Annotated in this window: 14 protein-coding genes; 1 reads left to right on the forward strand and 13 read right to left on the reverse strand. The window is 56.4% G+C overall.

Going from position 1 to position 15,508, the window contains the following annotated elements:
* Positions 1-7: 7 nt before the first annotated feature.
* From alaS to recA, 4 genes are all read right to left on the reverse strand, one after another.
* Positions 8-2,629: an alanine--tRNA ligase gene (gene alaS, locus JYB85_RS12970; protein WP_207379630.1), complete on the reverse strand. Its 2,622-nt coding sequence runs from the start codon at positions 2,627-2,629 to the stop codon at positions 8-10.
* 405 nt (positions 2,630-3,034) lie between these two features.
* On the reverse strand, positions 3,035-3,481 hold the full coding sequence (gene tnpA, locus JYB85_RS12975; protein WP_207382069.1) for an IS200/IS605 family transposase: 447 nt from the start codon (positions 3,479-3,481) through the stop codon (positions 3,035-3,037).
* A gap of 168 nt (positions 3,482-3,649) precedes the next feature.
* Complete coding sequence (locus JYB85_RS12980) at positions 3,650-4,081, reverse strand: regulatory protein RecX (RefSeq protein ID WP_324032791.1); 432 nt, start codon at positions 4,079-4,081, stop codon at positions 3,650-3,652.
* Between the two features lie 11 nt (positions 4,082-4,092).
* Positions 4,093-5,166 carry a recombinase RecA gene (gene recA, locus JYB85_RS12985; protein WP_207379631.1) on the reverse strand — a complete coding sequence of 358 codons (1,074 nt, stop codon included), beginning with the start codon at positions 5,164-5,166 and terminating at the stop codon, positions 4,093-4,095.
* A 290-nt stretch (positions 5,167-5,456) separates the two neighbouring features.
* On the opposite strand from recA, the gene mutS reads away from it, so the two are divergent.
* Positions 5,457-8,039, forward strand: a complete 2,583-nt coding sequence (gene mutS / locus JYB85_RS12990; RefSeq protein WP_207379632.1) for a DNA mismatch repair protein MutS — start codon at positions 5,457-5,459, stop codon at positions 8,037-8,039.
* A gap of 135 nt (positions 8,040-8,174) precedes the next feature.
* On the opposite strand, the gene rpoS is transcribed toward mutS, so the two are convergent.
* The 9 genes from rpoS to eno form a co-directional block, all read right to left on the reverse strand.
* Positions 8,175-9,158: an RNA polymerase sigma factor RpoS gene (gene rpoS / locus JYB85_RS12995; protein ID WP_207379633.1), complete on the reverse strand. Its 984-nt coding sequence runs from the start codon at positions 9,156-9,158 to the stop codon at positions 8,175-8,177.
* Positions 9,159-9,241: 83 nt separating this feature from the next.
* Positions 9,242-10,126 carry a peptidoglycan DD-metalloendopeptidase family protein gene (locus tag JYB85_RS13000; protein WP_207379634.1) on the reverse strand — a complete coding sequence of 295 codons (885 nt, stop codon included), beginning with the start codon at positions 10,124-10,126 and terminating at the stop codon, positions 9,242-9,244.
* A gap of 4 nt (positions 10,127-10,130) precedes the next feature.
* A complete protein-coding gene (locus JYB85_RS13005; protein ID WP_207379635.1) occupies positions 10,131-10,766 on the reverse strand; it encodes a protein-L-isoaspartate(D-aspartate) O-methyltransferase in 636 nt (211 codons plus the stop codon).
* Positions 10,763-11,509, reverse strand: coding sequence for a 5'/3'-nucleotidase SurE (gene surE / locus JYB85_RS13010; RefSeq protein WP_207379636.1), 747 nt, complete (start codon positions 11,507-11,509; stop codon positions 10,763-10,765). Before surE ends, JYB85_RS13005 begins: the two co-directional genes overlap by 4 nt.
* Positions 11,490-12,566 carry a tRNA pseudouridine(13) synthase TruD gene (truD, locus tag JYB85_RS13015; protein ID WP_207379637.1) on the reverse strand — a complete coding sequence of 359 codons (1,077 nt, stop codon included), beginning with the start codon at positions 12,564-12,566 and terminating at the stop codon, positions 11,490-11,492. The genes surE and truD overlap by 20 nt, the downstream gene beginning before the upstream one ends.
* 10 nt (positions 12,567-12,576) lie before the next feature.
* A complete protein-coding gene (gene ispF, locus JYB85_RS13020) occupies positions 12,577-13,062 on the reverse strand; it encodes a 2-C-methyl-D-erythritol 2,4-cyclodiphosphate synthase (protein ID WP_207379638.1) in 486 nt (161 codons plus the stop codon).
* On the reverse strand, positions 13,059-13,796 hold the full coding sequence (gene ispD / locus JYB85_RS13025) for a 2-C-methyl-D-erythritol 4-phosphate cytidylyltransferase (protein ID WP_228730103.1): 738 nt from the start codon (positions 13,794-13,796) through the stop codon (positions 13,059-13,061). The genes ispF and ispD overlap by 4 nt, the downstream gene beginning before the upstream one ends.
* A gap of 7 nt (positions 13,797-13,803) precedes the next feature.
* Positions 13,804-14,097 carry a cell division protein FtsB gene (ftsB, locus tag JYB85_RS13030; protein ID WP_207320413.1) on the reverse strand — a complete coding sequence of 98 codons (294 nt, stop codon included), beginning with the start codon at positions 14,095-14,097 and terminating at the stop codon, positions 13,804-13,806.
* A 108-nt stretch (positions 14,098-14,205) separates the two neighbouring features.
* The gene (gene eno / locus JYB85_RS13035) at positions 14,206-15,501 is read right to left on the reverse strand and encodes a phosphopyruvate hydratase (protein WP_207320414.1); all 1,296 of its coding nucleotides are present in this window, start codon (positions 15,499-15,501) and stop codon (positions 14,206-14,208) included.
* Positions 15,502-15,508: the final 7 nt, after the last annotated feature.

The raw sequence follows: 15,508 nt of genomic DNA on the forward strand, positions 1-15,508 counted from the left end.
CTTAAAATTACAGACGCTCGGTCAACCATGGCAACACGGAAGCCAGGGCCGCACTCAGCTTGGCCGGCTCGGTGCCTCCGGCCTGGGCCATGTCGGGACGACCACCGCCCTTGCCGCCCACCTGGGACGCCACCATGGCTACCAGTTCACCGGCCTTGACCTTAGCGGTCAAATCCTGGGTAACACCGGCAATCAGGTTAACCTTGTCGCCGGCACCAATACCCAGTACCACAACACCGGACTTGAGCTTCTGCTTAAGCTCATCCTGCAAACCACGCAGGGCACCGGCTTCGACACCTTCCAGTTGCTTCACCAGCACCTTGATGCCATTGATTTCAACCGCATCGCCGGCCAAATCGGCGCTGGCCGCAGCGGCCAGCTTGTCTTTCAGCTGGGCGTTTTCTTTTTCCAGTTGGCGGGCCTTATCGAGCTGCGCCTTCAACTTGGCCACCACAGAGGACGCATCGGCCTTGAGCAGGGCCGCAGCTTCTTCCAATTCGGCTTGCTGCTGGGCCACATAGGCCATGGCAGCGGCGCCGGTCACGGCTTCAATACGGCGAATACCGGCGGCAATACCGCCTTCTGAGGTGATCTTGAACAGACCTATGTCACCGGTGCGGCCCACATGGGTACCACCACAGAGTTCGATGGAGAAATCCCCCATGGTCACCACGCGCACCTTGGCATCGTATTTCTCACCGAACAGCGCCATGGCGCCCTTGGCCTTGGCGGCGTCAATGTCCATTTCCTCAACACCCAGTTCATGGTTGCGACGAATCTGGGCGTTGACCAGCTCTTCCACTTGCTTGAGTTCATCGGCCTTGACCGCTTCAAAGTGGGAGAAGTCGAAACGCAGACGCTCAGGGTCAACCAAAGACCCCTTCTGGGTCACGTGGCTGCCCAGCACCTGGCGCAGCGCGGCGTGCAGCAAATGGGTCACAGAGTGGTTCAGCTGAGTGCGATGGCGCAGCTTCTTGTCCACCAGCGCCTTGACCGTGTCACCCACCTTGAGGCTACCGGACACCAGGGCACCCTTATGACCTGTGGCCTGGCCGAATTTTTGGGTATCCTTGACGGCGAACTCAACGCCATCGGCCAGCAACTGGCCTTTGTCACCCACCTGACCGCCGGACTCGGCGTAGAAAGGCGTATTATCCAGCACCACCACCAACTCATCGCCGGCATTGGCCTGGGTTACGGCCTCACCATTGAGGTACAGAGCCAACACCTTGGCATCACCTGTGAGTTCACTGTAACCACAGAATTGGGTGTCGGTATCTATCTTGAGGGCGGCATTGTAGTCGGCGCTGAATTGGCCGGCAGCCTGGGCGCGGCTGCGCTGTTCGGCCATGGCGGCATTGAAGCCGGCCTCATCGACCTTGATGTTGCGCTCACGGCACACGTCAGCGGTCAGATCCACAGGGAAGCCGTAGGTATCGTAGAGTTTGAAGACGGTTTCACCATCGAGGGTATCGCCCTTGAGCTCGGCCAGGGCCGAATCCAGGATCCCCAGACCACGCTCCAGGGTACGGGCAAACTGCTCTTCCTCGGCCTTGAGCGCCTTTTCCACTATGGCCTGGGTGGCCTTGAGTTCCTTGGCGGCATCGCCCATGGCCTCAATCAGGGTTGGCACCAACTTGTAGAAGAAGGTATCGGTGGCGCCCAGCTTGTTGCCGTGACGCACGGCGCGGCGAATGATGCGACGCAGCACATAGCCGCGACCTTCATTGGAAGGCATCACGCCATCGGCCACCAGGAAGGCGCAGGAGCGAATATGGTCGGCAATTACGCGCAGTGATTTGTTTTCCAGATCGTTAACGCCAATGATCTCGGCGGCCTTGGCAATCAGCTTCTGGAAAATATCGATTTCGTAGTTGGAGTGTACGCCCTGCATGATGGCGGAAATACGCTCAATACCCATGCCGGTATCCACGGCAGGCTTGGGCAGCGGCTCCATGGTGCCGTCGGCATGACGGTTGTACTGCATGAATACTATGTTCCAGATCTCGATAAAGCGATCACCATCTTCTTCCGGGCTGCCGGGACGGCCACCCCAGATGTGCTCGCCGTGATCGTAGAAGATCTCGGTACAGGGGCCGCAGGGACCCGTATCACCCATCTGCCAGAAGTTGTCCGAGGCATAGGGGGCGCCCTTATTGTCGCCGATGCGGATAATGCTCTCGGCTGGTACGCCGATTTGCTTGTTCCAGATTTCAAAGGCTTCGTCGTCTGTTTCATAGACGGTCACACACAGACGTTCTTTAGGCAATTTCAGGGTAACGGTCAGGAATTCCCAGGCAAAACGAATGGCGTCTTCCTTGAAGTAGTCACCAAAGCTGAAGTTACCCAGCATTTCAAAGAAGGTGTGATGACGGGCGGTGTAACCTACGTTGTCCAGATCGTTGTGCTTGCCACCGGCACGCACGCAGCGCTGGGCTGTGGTGGCGCGCACATAGCTGCGCTTCTCCATTCCCAGAAAACAGTCCTTGAACTGGTTCATACCCGCGTTGGTGAACAACAGGGTGGGATCATTGCCTGGCACCAGTGAACTGCTGTCCACGATCTGGTGACCTTGTTGTCTGAAATATTCCAGGAAAGCACTGCGGAGCGCTGCTGTGGTTTGATACATGAAAACGTCCTGAATTATGAATTAGCCTGAATCACAAGCCGCAGCCAGGTTCCCGGGCTGCCGACGAAAATTTGGGGGCCATTATAACCATAAGCAAAGCCAAGATGATAGCGCCCTACCGAGAAATCCAGTACCGGTGCAGGCCTTGAACTGCCTTGGATTTTTGACTTTGCGTTGGGGATCAAGTGACGGCAAACAGGCATTTTCCCGTTCCGCTTTTTGGGGCCGGTATAGACACCCTTAATCAGGTGCCCAACGGTATTAGACGGGAACAGGAAAAAGCATGGGATAGGACTCGCCAACCTCATACTTAAATGAACAGTAATCATTGAAAGTACTGGAAAGTAAAAATCCACCTGCATAGCAGGTGGCTTTGACACAGCCCCCTAAAAGGGGGCTTAAAAACTAACCTTCCAACCCTAACGCTATTTGCCGTTTCTCTTCTTCTTTGGCTGTATTTTCCTGGTGCCGTACATATCTACGGATTATGTCTTCGTTTGCTCCTACTGAGTCCACAAAATAACCCCGTTGCCAGAAGTGATTCCCCCAGAGCTTGTGCTTTCTTAAATAAGGAAATTTGGCAAACATCCTGATCGCGGTTCTCCCTTTAACAAAACCCATTAAATCCGACACGCTTAGACTGGGTGGGGTTCTGACTACTAGATGGACATGATCTTCCTGAACATTTAGTTCCACGACTCTGCATTTCTTCATGTTGCAGTAAACATAGATACTTCGATAAAGCTCTCTGCCGAGATTACCTTTCAGGATTTTGTACCTGTACTTGGGTGTCCAAACGAGGTGATACTGACAACGATAGAATACGTGAGACGCGGATTCATATCTGCTCATGCTACTTACTCCTTGATTTGCTGGTAACAAACCGAGGGAGTATTTAGCATGGGCATTCTCCGGGCAAAGCCCCACCAGAACGATCACCACCTCCATAGGAGGTGGTTTTAGGGTGACAACAAAAAGCCCCGACGCAGTCGGGGCCTTTGATTGTCTGATCATTGCCAATCATTCATAGGGGTCGAATTCCAGGCCATGGGCTACCTGGTCAAAGCCAAAGCCCTGGCCCAGCAAGTAACGCACCCGTCTGGCCTTGTCTTTGGCATCCGCTATGGGGGCGAGACCAAATTTCTTGCGCGCCTTGGTGCGCGCCAGGGCAAACCAGTCTTGATCGCAGCCGTTGAGCGCGGTTTCCACGGACTCCCGCGACAGGCCTTTTTGCAACAGGGCCTGGCGGATACGAGTCGGACCATGGCCCTTGGCAATGTGACTGCGGATAAGCTGCCCGGCATAGCGGCCATCATCCAGATAACCGCGCAGCTCACATTCGGCGAGCACGGTTTCCACTTCCTGTAGCTCATGGCCCTTGGCCAGCAGCTTGGTTTTAAGCTCTTCCCGACCGTGATCCCGCCGCGCCAGCAAAGTCAGCGCGGCTTGCATCAGTTCTGGGTTCAGAACACTTCCCCGGTTTCTAAATCGACGTTTTCGCCACTGCTGTCACTGCTGCTGGCGGCGGCACTGCTGCCATCGGCACGGTGCAGCAACATCTCGCGCAGGGTCTTGTCGATTTCGGCGGCGATTTGTGGATTGTCAATCAGGAACTTACCGGCATTGGCGCGGCCCTGACCAATCTTGTCGCCCTTGTAGCTGTACCAGGCACCGGATTTTTCAATCAACTTGTGCATCACACCCAGATCCACCAGTTCGCCGGTGCGGTTGATACCCTGACCATAAAGGATTTGGAAGTCGGCTTGCTTGAACGGTGCAGCAATCTTGTTCTTAACCACCTTAACGCGGGTTTCGTTACCCACCACCTCGTCGCCTTCCTTGATGGCGCCGGTGCGACGGATATCCAGACGCACTGAGGCGTAGAACTTGAGCGCGTTACCACCTGTGGTGGTTTCCGGGTTGCCGAACATGACACCAATCTTCATACGAATTTGGTTGATGAAGATAAGCAAGGTGTTGGATTGCTTGAGGTTACCCGCCAGCTTACGCATGGCCTGGCTCATCATGCGCGCCGCCAGACCCATGTGGGAATCACCGATTTCACCTTCGATTTCAGCCTTGGGGGTCAGGGCCGCAACCGAGTCGACGATGATCACATCCACGGCACCGCTGCGGGTCAGGGCATCACAGATTTCCAGCGCCTGTTCTCCCGTGTCCGGCTGAGAGCAGAGCAGATTGTCGATATCCACGCCCAGCTTCTTGGCATAGATGGGGTCCAATGCGTGTTCGGCGTCGATAAAGGCGCACACCTTGCCTTCACGCTGGGCAGCGGCAATCACTTCCAGTGTCAGAGTTGTTTTACCTGAAGATTCAGGACCATAGATCTCAACGATACGGCCCATTGGCAGACCACCGGCCCCCAGAGCCACGTCCAGAGACAGCGAACCTGTGGAGATGGTTTCCACATCCATGGAGCGGTCTTCACCCAGCTTCATGATGGAGCCCTTGCCAAACTGCTTCTCAATTTGGCCCAGAACGGCGGCTAACGCTTTCTCTTTGTTTGGATCTATCTTCATTCCTGTTCCCTCTTAAAGCAGCCCTGTGGCTGTCAATAAAGTCGCGATTATTCTGTTGGCGCAACCCCGAACGGCGTCGGCATGTTTGTACTTAACTGAGGCTAGTATACTGTACAATCATACAGTATCAAGCCCAGGTAAAATATTTTTTCCCTGTGCCCGCAGCCCCGGCCCTGGTGGCAATTTGCACCGACGCAGGGGCTTTTAGCGCTATGGGGCTCAATTTCAACGAAAACCTTGTTAGTATTGGCGCCACAGTTTTCAGCGCCACCCAGCAGATACGGCCGTCCATGAACAGCACAGATTTCGACGATTTGGAAAAACACACTCCCATGATGCGTCAGTACCTGACGATGAAGGCAGCCCATCCGGATATGCTGCTGTTTTACCGCATGGGTGATTTTTATGAACTCTTCTATGAGGATGCCAAACGCGCCTCGCAGATGCTGGGCATTTCCCTCACCGCCCGCGGTAAGAGCGGCGGCGATCCCATCCCCATGGCCGGTATCCCCTATCATGCGGTGGAAGGCTATCTGGCAAAGCTGGTGCAAATTGGCCAGTCGGTGGCCATCTGCGAACAGATAGGTGACCCCGCCACCAGCAAGGGACCGGTGGAGCGCAAGGTGGTGCGGGTGGTCACGCCCGGCACCCTGACCGATGAAGCTCTGCTACAGGAGCGCCAGGACAACCTGCTGGCCGCCGTCTATCAGGGCAAGGTCGGTTTCGGCTATGCCACCCTGGATGTGGCCTCGGGCCGCTTTGTGGTGGCCGAACTCGACAGCCGTGAGGCTCTGGAGGCAGAGTTGCAACGGACCAGTCCGGCCGAACTCCTGTACAGCGAAGATTTTGCCGAGCTGGTACTGATTAACCATTTCAAGGGCAAGCGCCGCCGTCCCGAATGGGAATTTGACTATGACACCTGCGTCAAATTGCTGCTGGAGCAATTTGGTACCCGGGACTTGCGTGGCTTTGGCATTACCGATGCGCGCCTGTCACTGCAGGCAGCCGGCTGCCTGATGCAATATGTACGCGATACCCAGCGCACCGCCCTGCCCCACATCAATTCCATAGTGCGCTTTAACCAGAGCGACGCCATAGTGCTGGACGCGGCGACCCGCCGCAATCTGGAACTGACGCAGAACCTCTCAGGTGGTCGCGACAGCACCCTGGCGAGCGTGCTCGACAATACCGCCACCGCCATGGGCAGTCGCATGTTACAGCGCTGGATCCATCAACCACTGCGCAACAGAACACACATTGAATCCCGTCAGGGCGCGGTGACCGAACTCTTGGACACTCAAGGCTTTGAAGCACTCAGCCACACGCTGCGGAACTTAGGGGATATTGAGCGGATCCTCGCCCGTCTGGCGCTTCGAAGCGCCAGACCCAGGGATTTTGCCAGGCTTCGGGATGCACTGGGACTCTTGCCCGAACTCAAACAACATCTCGAAGCAAGCCAAAGTCAGCACCTGCGACAACTGGCGCTGCTGCTGGGGGAATTCCCGGCGGAGCAGGATTTGCTGGAGCGTGCCATAGTCGACAACCCGCCGATGCTTATCCGCGATGGCGGCGTGATCCGTCCCGGCTACAACGCCGAACTCGACGAGTGGCGCGGTCTCAGCGAAGGTGCGACCGACTATTTGCAGCAGCTGGAAATTCGCGAGAAGGAACGCTCCGGAATAGCCACCCTTAAAGTTGGCTATAACCGCGTCCATGGCTATTACATAGAAGTCAGCCGAGCTCAGTCGGCGCTGGTGCCCTTGTCGTACCAAAGACGCCAAACCCTGAAGAACACAGAGCGCTATATCACCCCCGAGCTCAAGGAATACGAGGAAAAGGTTTTGTCCAGCCAGGGCAAGGCGCTGGCGCTGGAAAAACAGCTGTGGGATGAGCTTTTCGATCTGGTGCTGCCAAGGCTGCACGATCTGCAGGCCTTTGCCCGCGCCGCGGCGGAACTGGACGTGCTGGCCAACTTCGCCGAGCGCGCCGAAACCCTTGGCTATCAATGCCCGGAACTGAGCGACAGAACCGGAATTTTGATTGAGGCCGGTCGCCACCCCGTGGTGGAGAGGGTCAACCAGACACCCTTTATTCCCAATCCGGTGGAGCTCTCAAACGAGCGGCGCATGCTGGTGGTGACCGGCCCCAACATGGGCGGTAAGTCCACCTACATGCGCCAGGTGGCACTGATCACCCTGATGGCCCACATAGGCTGCTTTGTGCCGGCACAGCGGGCCATTATTGGCCCGGTGGACAGGATCTTCACCCGCATCGGCGCCAGCGATGATCTGGCCTCCGGCCGCTCCACCTTCATGGTGGAAATGACCGAGACCGCCAACATATTGCACAACGCCAGTGCCAACAGCCTGGTGCTGATGGACGAAATTGGGCGCGGCACCTCCACCTATGATGGCCTGTCACTGGCCTGGGCGGCGGCCGAGTACCTGGCCCAGCGTCTGGGCGCCATGACCCTGTTCGCCACCCACTATTTTGAACTGACCCAGTTGCCTGAGCTGATTGCCGGAGTCCACAACGTACATCTGGATGCGGTGGAACACGACGACACCATTGCCTTTATGCACGCGGTGCAGGAAGGCGCCGCCAGCAAGAGCTATGGCTTGCAGGTGGCAGCGCTGGCGGGGGTGCCGAGTCAGGTGATCGCCTTGGCCAAGCACAAGTTGCATCAGTTGGAGAACCGGGATCACCAGGTACCGACATCGGGTAAGCAAAATCTGGCTCAACAGAGCCTGGCCTTGAGTCTGCCGGCCGAGCCATCGGCGGCCGAAGCCAGGCTCAAGCAGCTGAAGCCGGACGAACTCAGCCCACGTCAGGCGCTGGATTTGCTCTATGAACTCAAGGCCTTGGTAAAATAGCTGACATTGGAGCCATAAAAAAACGCCTCATCTGAGGCGTTTCTGTTAATAGGCTTCTGCGTTAGCTAATAGGCTTTTGCGCTAGCTAATAGGCTTTTGCGCTAGCTAATAGATTTATGCGCCAGCCGTTATTTATCAGCTCTGGAACAGGGCTTCCACCGACAGCCCTTGGGCACTCAGGAGATCCCGCAACCGCTTCAAGGCTTCCACCTGAATTTGTCTTACCCGCTCCCGGGTCAGGCCGATTTCGGCGCCCACATCTTCCAGGGTAGAAGGCTCGTAACCCAGCAGACCGAAACGGCGCGCCAGCACTTCCCGTTGCTTGGTGTTCAATTCGTTGAGCCACTTGACCACAGAGTTGGAGATGTCCTCGTCCTGCACCTTGAAGTCGGGGCCGACGGAGTCGTCATCTGCCAACACATCCAGCAGCGCCTTGTCGTTATCGCCCCCCAGAGGGATATCCACTGAGGTAATCTTTTCATTGAGTTTGAGCATGCGACTGACATCACCGCTGGGTAATTCCAGTTTGGCGGCAATCTCTTCGGCAGTGGGCTCATGGTCGAGTTTGTGTGCCAGTTCCCTGGCGGTGCGCAGATAAACGTTGAGTTCTTTCACCACATGAATTGGCAGCCTGATGGTACGGGTCTGATTCATGATGGCACGTTCAATGGTTTGACGGATCCACCAGGTGGCATAGGTGGAGAAACGGAAGCCGCGCTCCGGGTCGAACTTTTCCACGGCGCGGATAAGTCCCAGATTGCCTTCTTCGATAAGGTCCAGCAGGGCCAGGCCCCGATTGTTGTAACGACGGGCGATCTTCACAACCAAACGCAGGTTGCTCTCGATCATACGGTTGCGTGACTTTTCACAACCTTTCAACGCTTTTCGCGAAAAATAGACTTCTTCTTCTGCACTCAGCAGCGGGGAAAAACCAATCTCACTTAAATAGAGTTGTGTGGCATCCAAATTCCGCTGTAAATCGTCCTGTACTTGTTGTTCAAGTTCCAGGTCCTGCACCAGATTGACGTCTTCAGCGTCCATACTTTTTTCAATTACTGGTTCCTTTCCGGAAAAATCTACAAGCTCTCTAGCAACAAGGGTATTGTTTTTAAGGCTCATAATTTGCTCTCCCAAACCATTGATTCGTTGAGTTATTTACTGCACTTTCTTATCCTCCGTTGCCAATATGGCAGCCAAAAAAATTATTGTTTTGGCAAATAGTTAAGTGGGTTGACGGATTGTCCGTGGTAACGGATCTCAAAATGGAGCATTACCTGATTTGTGCCCGTACTTCCCATCTTCGCAACCGTCTGACCTGCTCTGACCTGTTGCTTTTCTTTAACCAGGATCTTGTCTGCATGGGCATAGGCACTGAGATAATCATCATTGTGTTTGATGATGACCAAGTTGCCGTATCCCCTGAGGGCACTACCGGCATAAACCACCTTGCCATCTGCCGCGGCACTGATGAGTTCTCCTCGGCGCCCCGCGATCTTGATCCCTTTATTCCCCTGCTCTGTGGCAGAGAAGGTCCCAATCATTGTGCCCTTTACAGGCCACACCCAGCGGCTTACCTCTTCCGGAAGCCCGTCGGGGCTGTGGATAACAGGGTTAACTTTTTGTTGGGAACTTGTTACAGAGTACGCAGACTTGGTAGCCGGATCAAGTGTTTTTTTTGTACTATTCCGATTGGCGTTCTGTTGCGCACCATTCCGCTTATCTTCTTGTTTTTTATATATTTTATCTTTAGGCTTTTGCACTGCAGCCAGACGCTGTGCCGCTTCGGCTTCCGCCTGATTTTTTGTAAGTTTGCGTGTCGTTCTGAGGACCAAAACCTGGCCGGGATAGATGGTGTAGGGCTTTTTCAGGCGATTGAGCCAGGCGATTTCGGTATAGTCGCGGCCCGCAGCCCATGCGATGGAGTAAAGAGTATCCCCGCGTTTAACCTTATAGCTGTTGCTTTGCAGTGTGCCGCGATCCCGGCCAGCGGATTTTCCCTGGCCGATGCTCTCCACCGGTGCTGGACGATGGGCTTGAAAACTGCAGCCTGCCATGAGCAGGCAGAGGATCAGGCTCAGGGATCTCATGTGATCAGGCCAGCTCACCACTTATCAGCGGCACGAAGCGCACCGGCTCAACGACCTCGGAAATAAATTGCTCACCGCTGCGGCTGATGCGCATCAGTTGCTGCAATTCGTCTCCGACAGGAATAATCAACTGGCCACCGTCGGCGAGTTGGTCGAGCAATGCTTGGGGTACAGTACTGGCCGCAGCCGTCACCATGATGGCATCAAAGGGGGCCTTGCTGGGCCAGCCCTGCCAACCGTCACCGTACTTAAACGACACGTTGTGCAGATCCAGTCGTTTAAGGCGCTGCCGCGCCTGGATCTGTAGTCCCTTAATGCGTTCAATGGTACAAAGCTCATCCACCAGCTGGGCCAAAATTGCCGCCTGGTAGCCCGAGCCAGTCCCTATCTCAAGTACCCGCTTGGGATTGCGTGCCAGCACCATTTCCGTCATGCGTGCCACTATGTAGGGTTGGGATATGGTTTGCCCCTGGCCTATGGGCAGCGCGGTATTCTCATAGGCCTTGTGGGCCAGAGCCGCATCCAGAAACAGCTCCCTTGGCGTGTTGGCAATGGCTTCCAAAACCCGTGGCGAGCTGATCCCCGCCTCTTGCAGGCGTTTTGCCAGGTTGATTGCCACTGCACGGGAAAGCCGGGTCATATTTTCTCTATCCAATCTGTAAGTGCATTGAGTTGTCCGTAGGCGGTCAGATCCACGGTTAAGGGGGTGATGGACACGTATCCATCCGCCACGGCGCCAAAATCCGTGCCCGCTCCGGCGTCCTGCTCCGCTCCCGGAGGGCCCAGCCAGAAGATTTCCCGCCCGGCCGGATCCCGGGTTCTGACCACGCCCTCGGCGCGGTGCCTGGCCCCCAGGCGAGTCACCTTTATCCCCTTGATGTCCTCCAGGGGCAGATCCGGCACATTGACGTTCAAGATCTGATCTGCTGGCAGCGGATGACTCATCAGCCCTCGCACTATGCGCACCGTCACTTCGGCGGCAGTGGCGTAATGCTTAAGCTCGCGCCCCACCAGGGAGACAGCGATGGCCGGCAAGCCCTGAAAGCGCCCTTCCATGGCCGCCGCTACTGTGCCCGAGTACAAGGTGTCGTCGCCCATATTGGCACCGGCATTAATGCCGGACACCACCATGTCCGGCTCCACATCGCACAATTCGCGGATGGCAATATGGACACAATCGGAGGGCGTACCATTAACCGCCAGGTAACCGTTATCTAAGCTATTAATTCTTAATGGATTCGTCAAGGTTAACGAATTGCTGGCGGCGGAGCAGTTGCGATCCGGTGCCACCACCTGCACTTTGGCTATGGCTGACAGCGCCTCGGCCAGGGCCCTGAGGCCCGGCGCCTGCACCCCATCGTCATTACTGACCAGCAGGAACATCGGCTTCCTCCGCCTTATTTGCCACGGCCTCCCGCCAAGCCTGCTCCTGCACATCCGTGTATTGACACAGCTCCCGCAATACGCTGGTGGCGAAGCTGCCGGCGGGCAGGATGAAATCCAGTACCAGGGTATCACCATCAACCTTGTGGGACAGGGTCTCGGGTTTGAGCAACAGGGGGCGACGCTCCTGCTCCAGCCCGGCCTGCTCCAAGCCATCACGCTCCAGCGTAAAAGGCTCGAGCAGCTCGGTTTCCAGCGCCGCTGCCGCACCTTGGCTAAGCTGTTGCCCTCTGCCCCACTGGGGCGCCGACAACTGAATATCGCCTTCGGCGAGACGGCCCTTGAGGGTATCATCCCACTGCTCGGCAACAAAGAAACTGCGGCTGCCGGCGAGCATCACACAGTCACCGTCGAGCAGTTCCAGACCAATGCGCGCCAAACGCCCTGACACCACCTCGTTAAACAGCATGGATCGCGCCGCCGACAGGTAGATACTGCGCTTGTTTCTGTCCTTGACCTTGCGGCCCTGGAACATCTGTCTGGCCTGCACCAGGTTGCGACCGTCGTGGCCGAAGCGCTGCTCACCGTAATAATTTGGCACGCCACTTTGGGCTATCAACGCCAGCCGCGCTTCCAGGGCCGCCATGTCCGAAACATTGCGCAATGTCAGGGTAAAGCGGTTGCCGCTGAGGGCGCCGGTACGCAGCTTTTTGTTGTGACGGGCTGAACTCAAAATGGTCAGCTGCTCGCTGTTGAGTTCGGTCCATGCCGGCGTGTCCTTGCCGGGAATACGCACACCAAACCATTGCTCGGTCACGGCGTTCTTGTCCTTCTGACCGGCGAAGGTCACTTCCTTGGGATGCACCTTGGCAAACCTGGCCAACATTTCGGCCACCTGCACTGTGTTGAGGCCATCCTTGCGCACGTGCAGCAAATGATGCTCACCGTCGCCGCTGGGCAAGAATGGCAGGATCTCCTGCACGACAAAGTCGCTGTTGCGGCTGCGGATATCGGCGCTGACAGTGGGTGCGCCATGGAGGAAGGTCAATTCGTTCATATGTTCTCTTTTAGCAGGAGGCAGGCAGCATCAGCACCACGGCTTCAACGGCAATGCCTTCCTTGCGGCCGGTAAAGCCGAGTTTTTCTGTGGTGGTCGCCTTGACATTGATATCGTCAAGTTCAGCCTGTAAATCTGCGGCCAGTACGGCACGCATCGCATTTATATGGGGCGCCATCTTGGGGGCCTGAGCGATAATGGTCACATCCAGATTTCCCAAACAGTAACCCTTGTCCCTCGCCAATCCCATGCAGTGGCGCAGCAGTTTGCGGCTGTCTGCGCCCTTCCAGGCCTCATCAGTGTCGGGAAAGTGCCTGCCTATGTCGCCAAGGGCCATGGCCCCCAGCAGGGCATCACAAATGGAGTGCAGCACTACATCGCCATCCGAGTGGGCTATCAGGCCACATTCATAGGGCACCTGCACGCCTCCCAGCATCAGCGGCTTGTTGCCACCAAATTTGTGCACATCAAAGCCGTGGCCAATTCTGAATTTCATCTTGAGTCCTCACATGCTGCCGTGCGGGCGGCGAGAAACAGCGCCGCCAGGCGTAAATCATCCGGATGGGTGACCTTGATATTGTCGGCACTGCCGGGCACCAGCCCCGGGGCAACACCGGCCCACTCCATGGCCGAGGCTTCATCGGTCACGGCCACGCCGGCCGCCAGGGCCGATGTTAAATATTGCTGCAATTGACTTGCGGGAAACAGCTGCGGTGTCAGCGCATGCCACAGGGCCTCACGACAGACGGTGTTGGCTATGGTGCCATCGGCACCGGCCCGTTTCATGGTGTCACGCACCGGGGATGCCAGAATTGCCCCCAGGGGAAATTGGCCGCGGGACGCCAGCAGCGCATCTATATCCTCGGCCCTCAGACAAGGCCTGGCCGCATCATGCACCAGGGCCCAGGCGTTTGTTTCCTTTATCGCGGACAGCGCCGCCAGCACCGAATCCGCCCGCTCCTTGCCGCCAAGTACTGTGGCAAGCTTGGGGTGACGGGCCTGGGGCAAATCGGCAAACCAAGTGTCATCGGCACTGATGGCCACGATCACACTGTTTATGGCCGGATGGCTCAGCAGGCAATCCAGGGTATGGCCGAGGATGCATTGTTCGCCCAAGGGCAGGTATTGCTTGGGCAGGGCGGCCCCCATGCGGCTGCCGATACCGGCGGCGGGCACTATTGCGATAACAGGGGCGCTGTCTGCATTGGAAAGGGAATTATTTGAATTCATCTGAGCATTACTGCTTGAAACTTTTGACATCATTGCCGACCACGCGGAAGAAGGTTTCCCCTTCCTTGACCATGCCCAGCTCGTTGCGGGCCCGCTCTTCCAGGGCCTCGGTGCCACTGCGAAGATCAATGATCTCCTCCTTGAGCACCTGATTGCGCTCCAGCAGTTTGGCATTGCTGGTCTGCTGGCTGTGGATCTGCTCCTGCAAACTGAAATATTCGGGCAGGCTGTTTTCGCCCCACCAAAGGCGATACTGCAACATACCCAAGAGCAGGGTTAACACCAGAATAAATCGCTTCATGAACCAATAAACACTTAGTAAGCGGAACTAGGCAAGATATTACAACAAAAAAGGCCGCCCGGGGGGCGACCTTTTAGCGATCAGACACTTTTTATCTTGCGAACAAGATTATGCCTGACTTTTGATTTCCTTCAGACCACGGTAAGGCGCCTTTTCACCCAGTTGCTCTTCGATACGCAGCAACTGGTTGTACTTGGCAACCCGGTCGGACCGGCACAGAGAACCGGTCTTGATTTGACCGGCAGCGGTACCCACGGCCAGATCGGCGATGGTGGCATCTTCGGTTTCGCCTGAGCGGTGAGAAATCACTGCTGTGTAACCGGCTTCCTTGGCCATGCGGATGGCGGCCAGGGTTTCGGTCAGCGAACCAATCTGGTTGAACTTGATCAGGATGGAGTTGGCTACGCCCTGCTCGATACCGCGGCTCAGGATCTTGGTGTTGGTCACGAACAGATCGTCACCCACCAGCTGCACCTTGTCGCCGAGGATCTGGGTCTGATAAGCCCAACCGTCCCAATCGGATTCGTCCAGGCCGTCTTCGATGGAAACTATGGGGTATTGCTCGGTCAGCGACTTGAGGAAATCAGAGAAACCGTTGGAGCTGAATACCTTGCCTTCACCGGCCAGATCGTATTGACCGTTCTTGTAGAACTCGGAAGCTGCGCAGTCCAGGGCCAGGGTCACGTCTGTGCCCAGCTTGTAACCGGCTGCCTCAACGGCTTCCTTGATCACGGCCAGAGCATCGGCGTTGGAGGCAAGGTTGGGGGCAAAACCACCTTCGTCACCCACGGCGGTGTTCAGTCCCTTGGACTGCAGCACTTTCTTCAGGTTGTGGAAGATTTCGGCGCCCATACGCAGGGCTTCACGGAAATTCTTGGCACCCACGGGTTGCACCATGAATTCCTGAATATCGACGTTGTTGTCGGCGTGCTCACCACCGTTGAGGATGTTCATCATAGGTACTGGCATGCTGTACTGGCCGGGAGTGCCGTTCAGTTCAGCGATGTGAGCGTACAGAGGCATACCCTTGAAGGCAGCGGCGGCCTTGGCGGCGGCCAGAGACACGGCCAGGATGGCGTTGGCACCCAGCTTGTCTTTGTTCTCGGTACCGTCCAGAGCGATCATGATGCCGTCCAGCTCGGCTTGAGCGGTGGCATCTTTACCCAGCAGGGCTTCACGGATAGGGCCGTTAACGTTGGCAACGGCAGTCAGCACGCCCTTGCCCAGATAGCGGCTCTTGTCGCCATCACGCAGTTCCAGCGCTTCACGGCTGCCGGTAGAGGCGCCCGATGGAGCTGCTGCCATGCCGATGAAACCGCCTTCCAGATGCACTTCGGCTTCCACAGTGGGGTTGCCGCGTGAATCCATGATTTCACGACCAATCACGTTGATAATCTTAGCCATAATGTCC

The organism is Shewanella sedimentimangrovi, assembly GCF_017354965.1.
Classification (GTDB): Bacteria; Pseudomonadota; Gammaproteobacteria; order Enterobacterales; family Shewanellaceae; genus Shewanella; species Shewanella cyperi.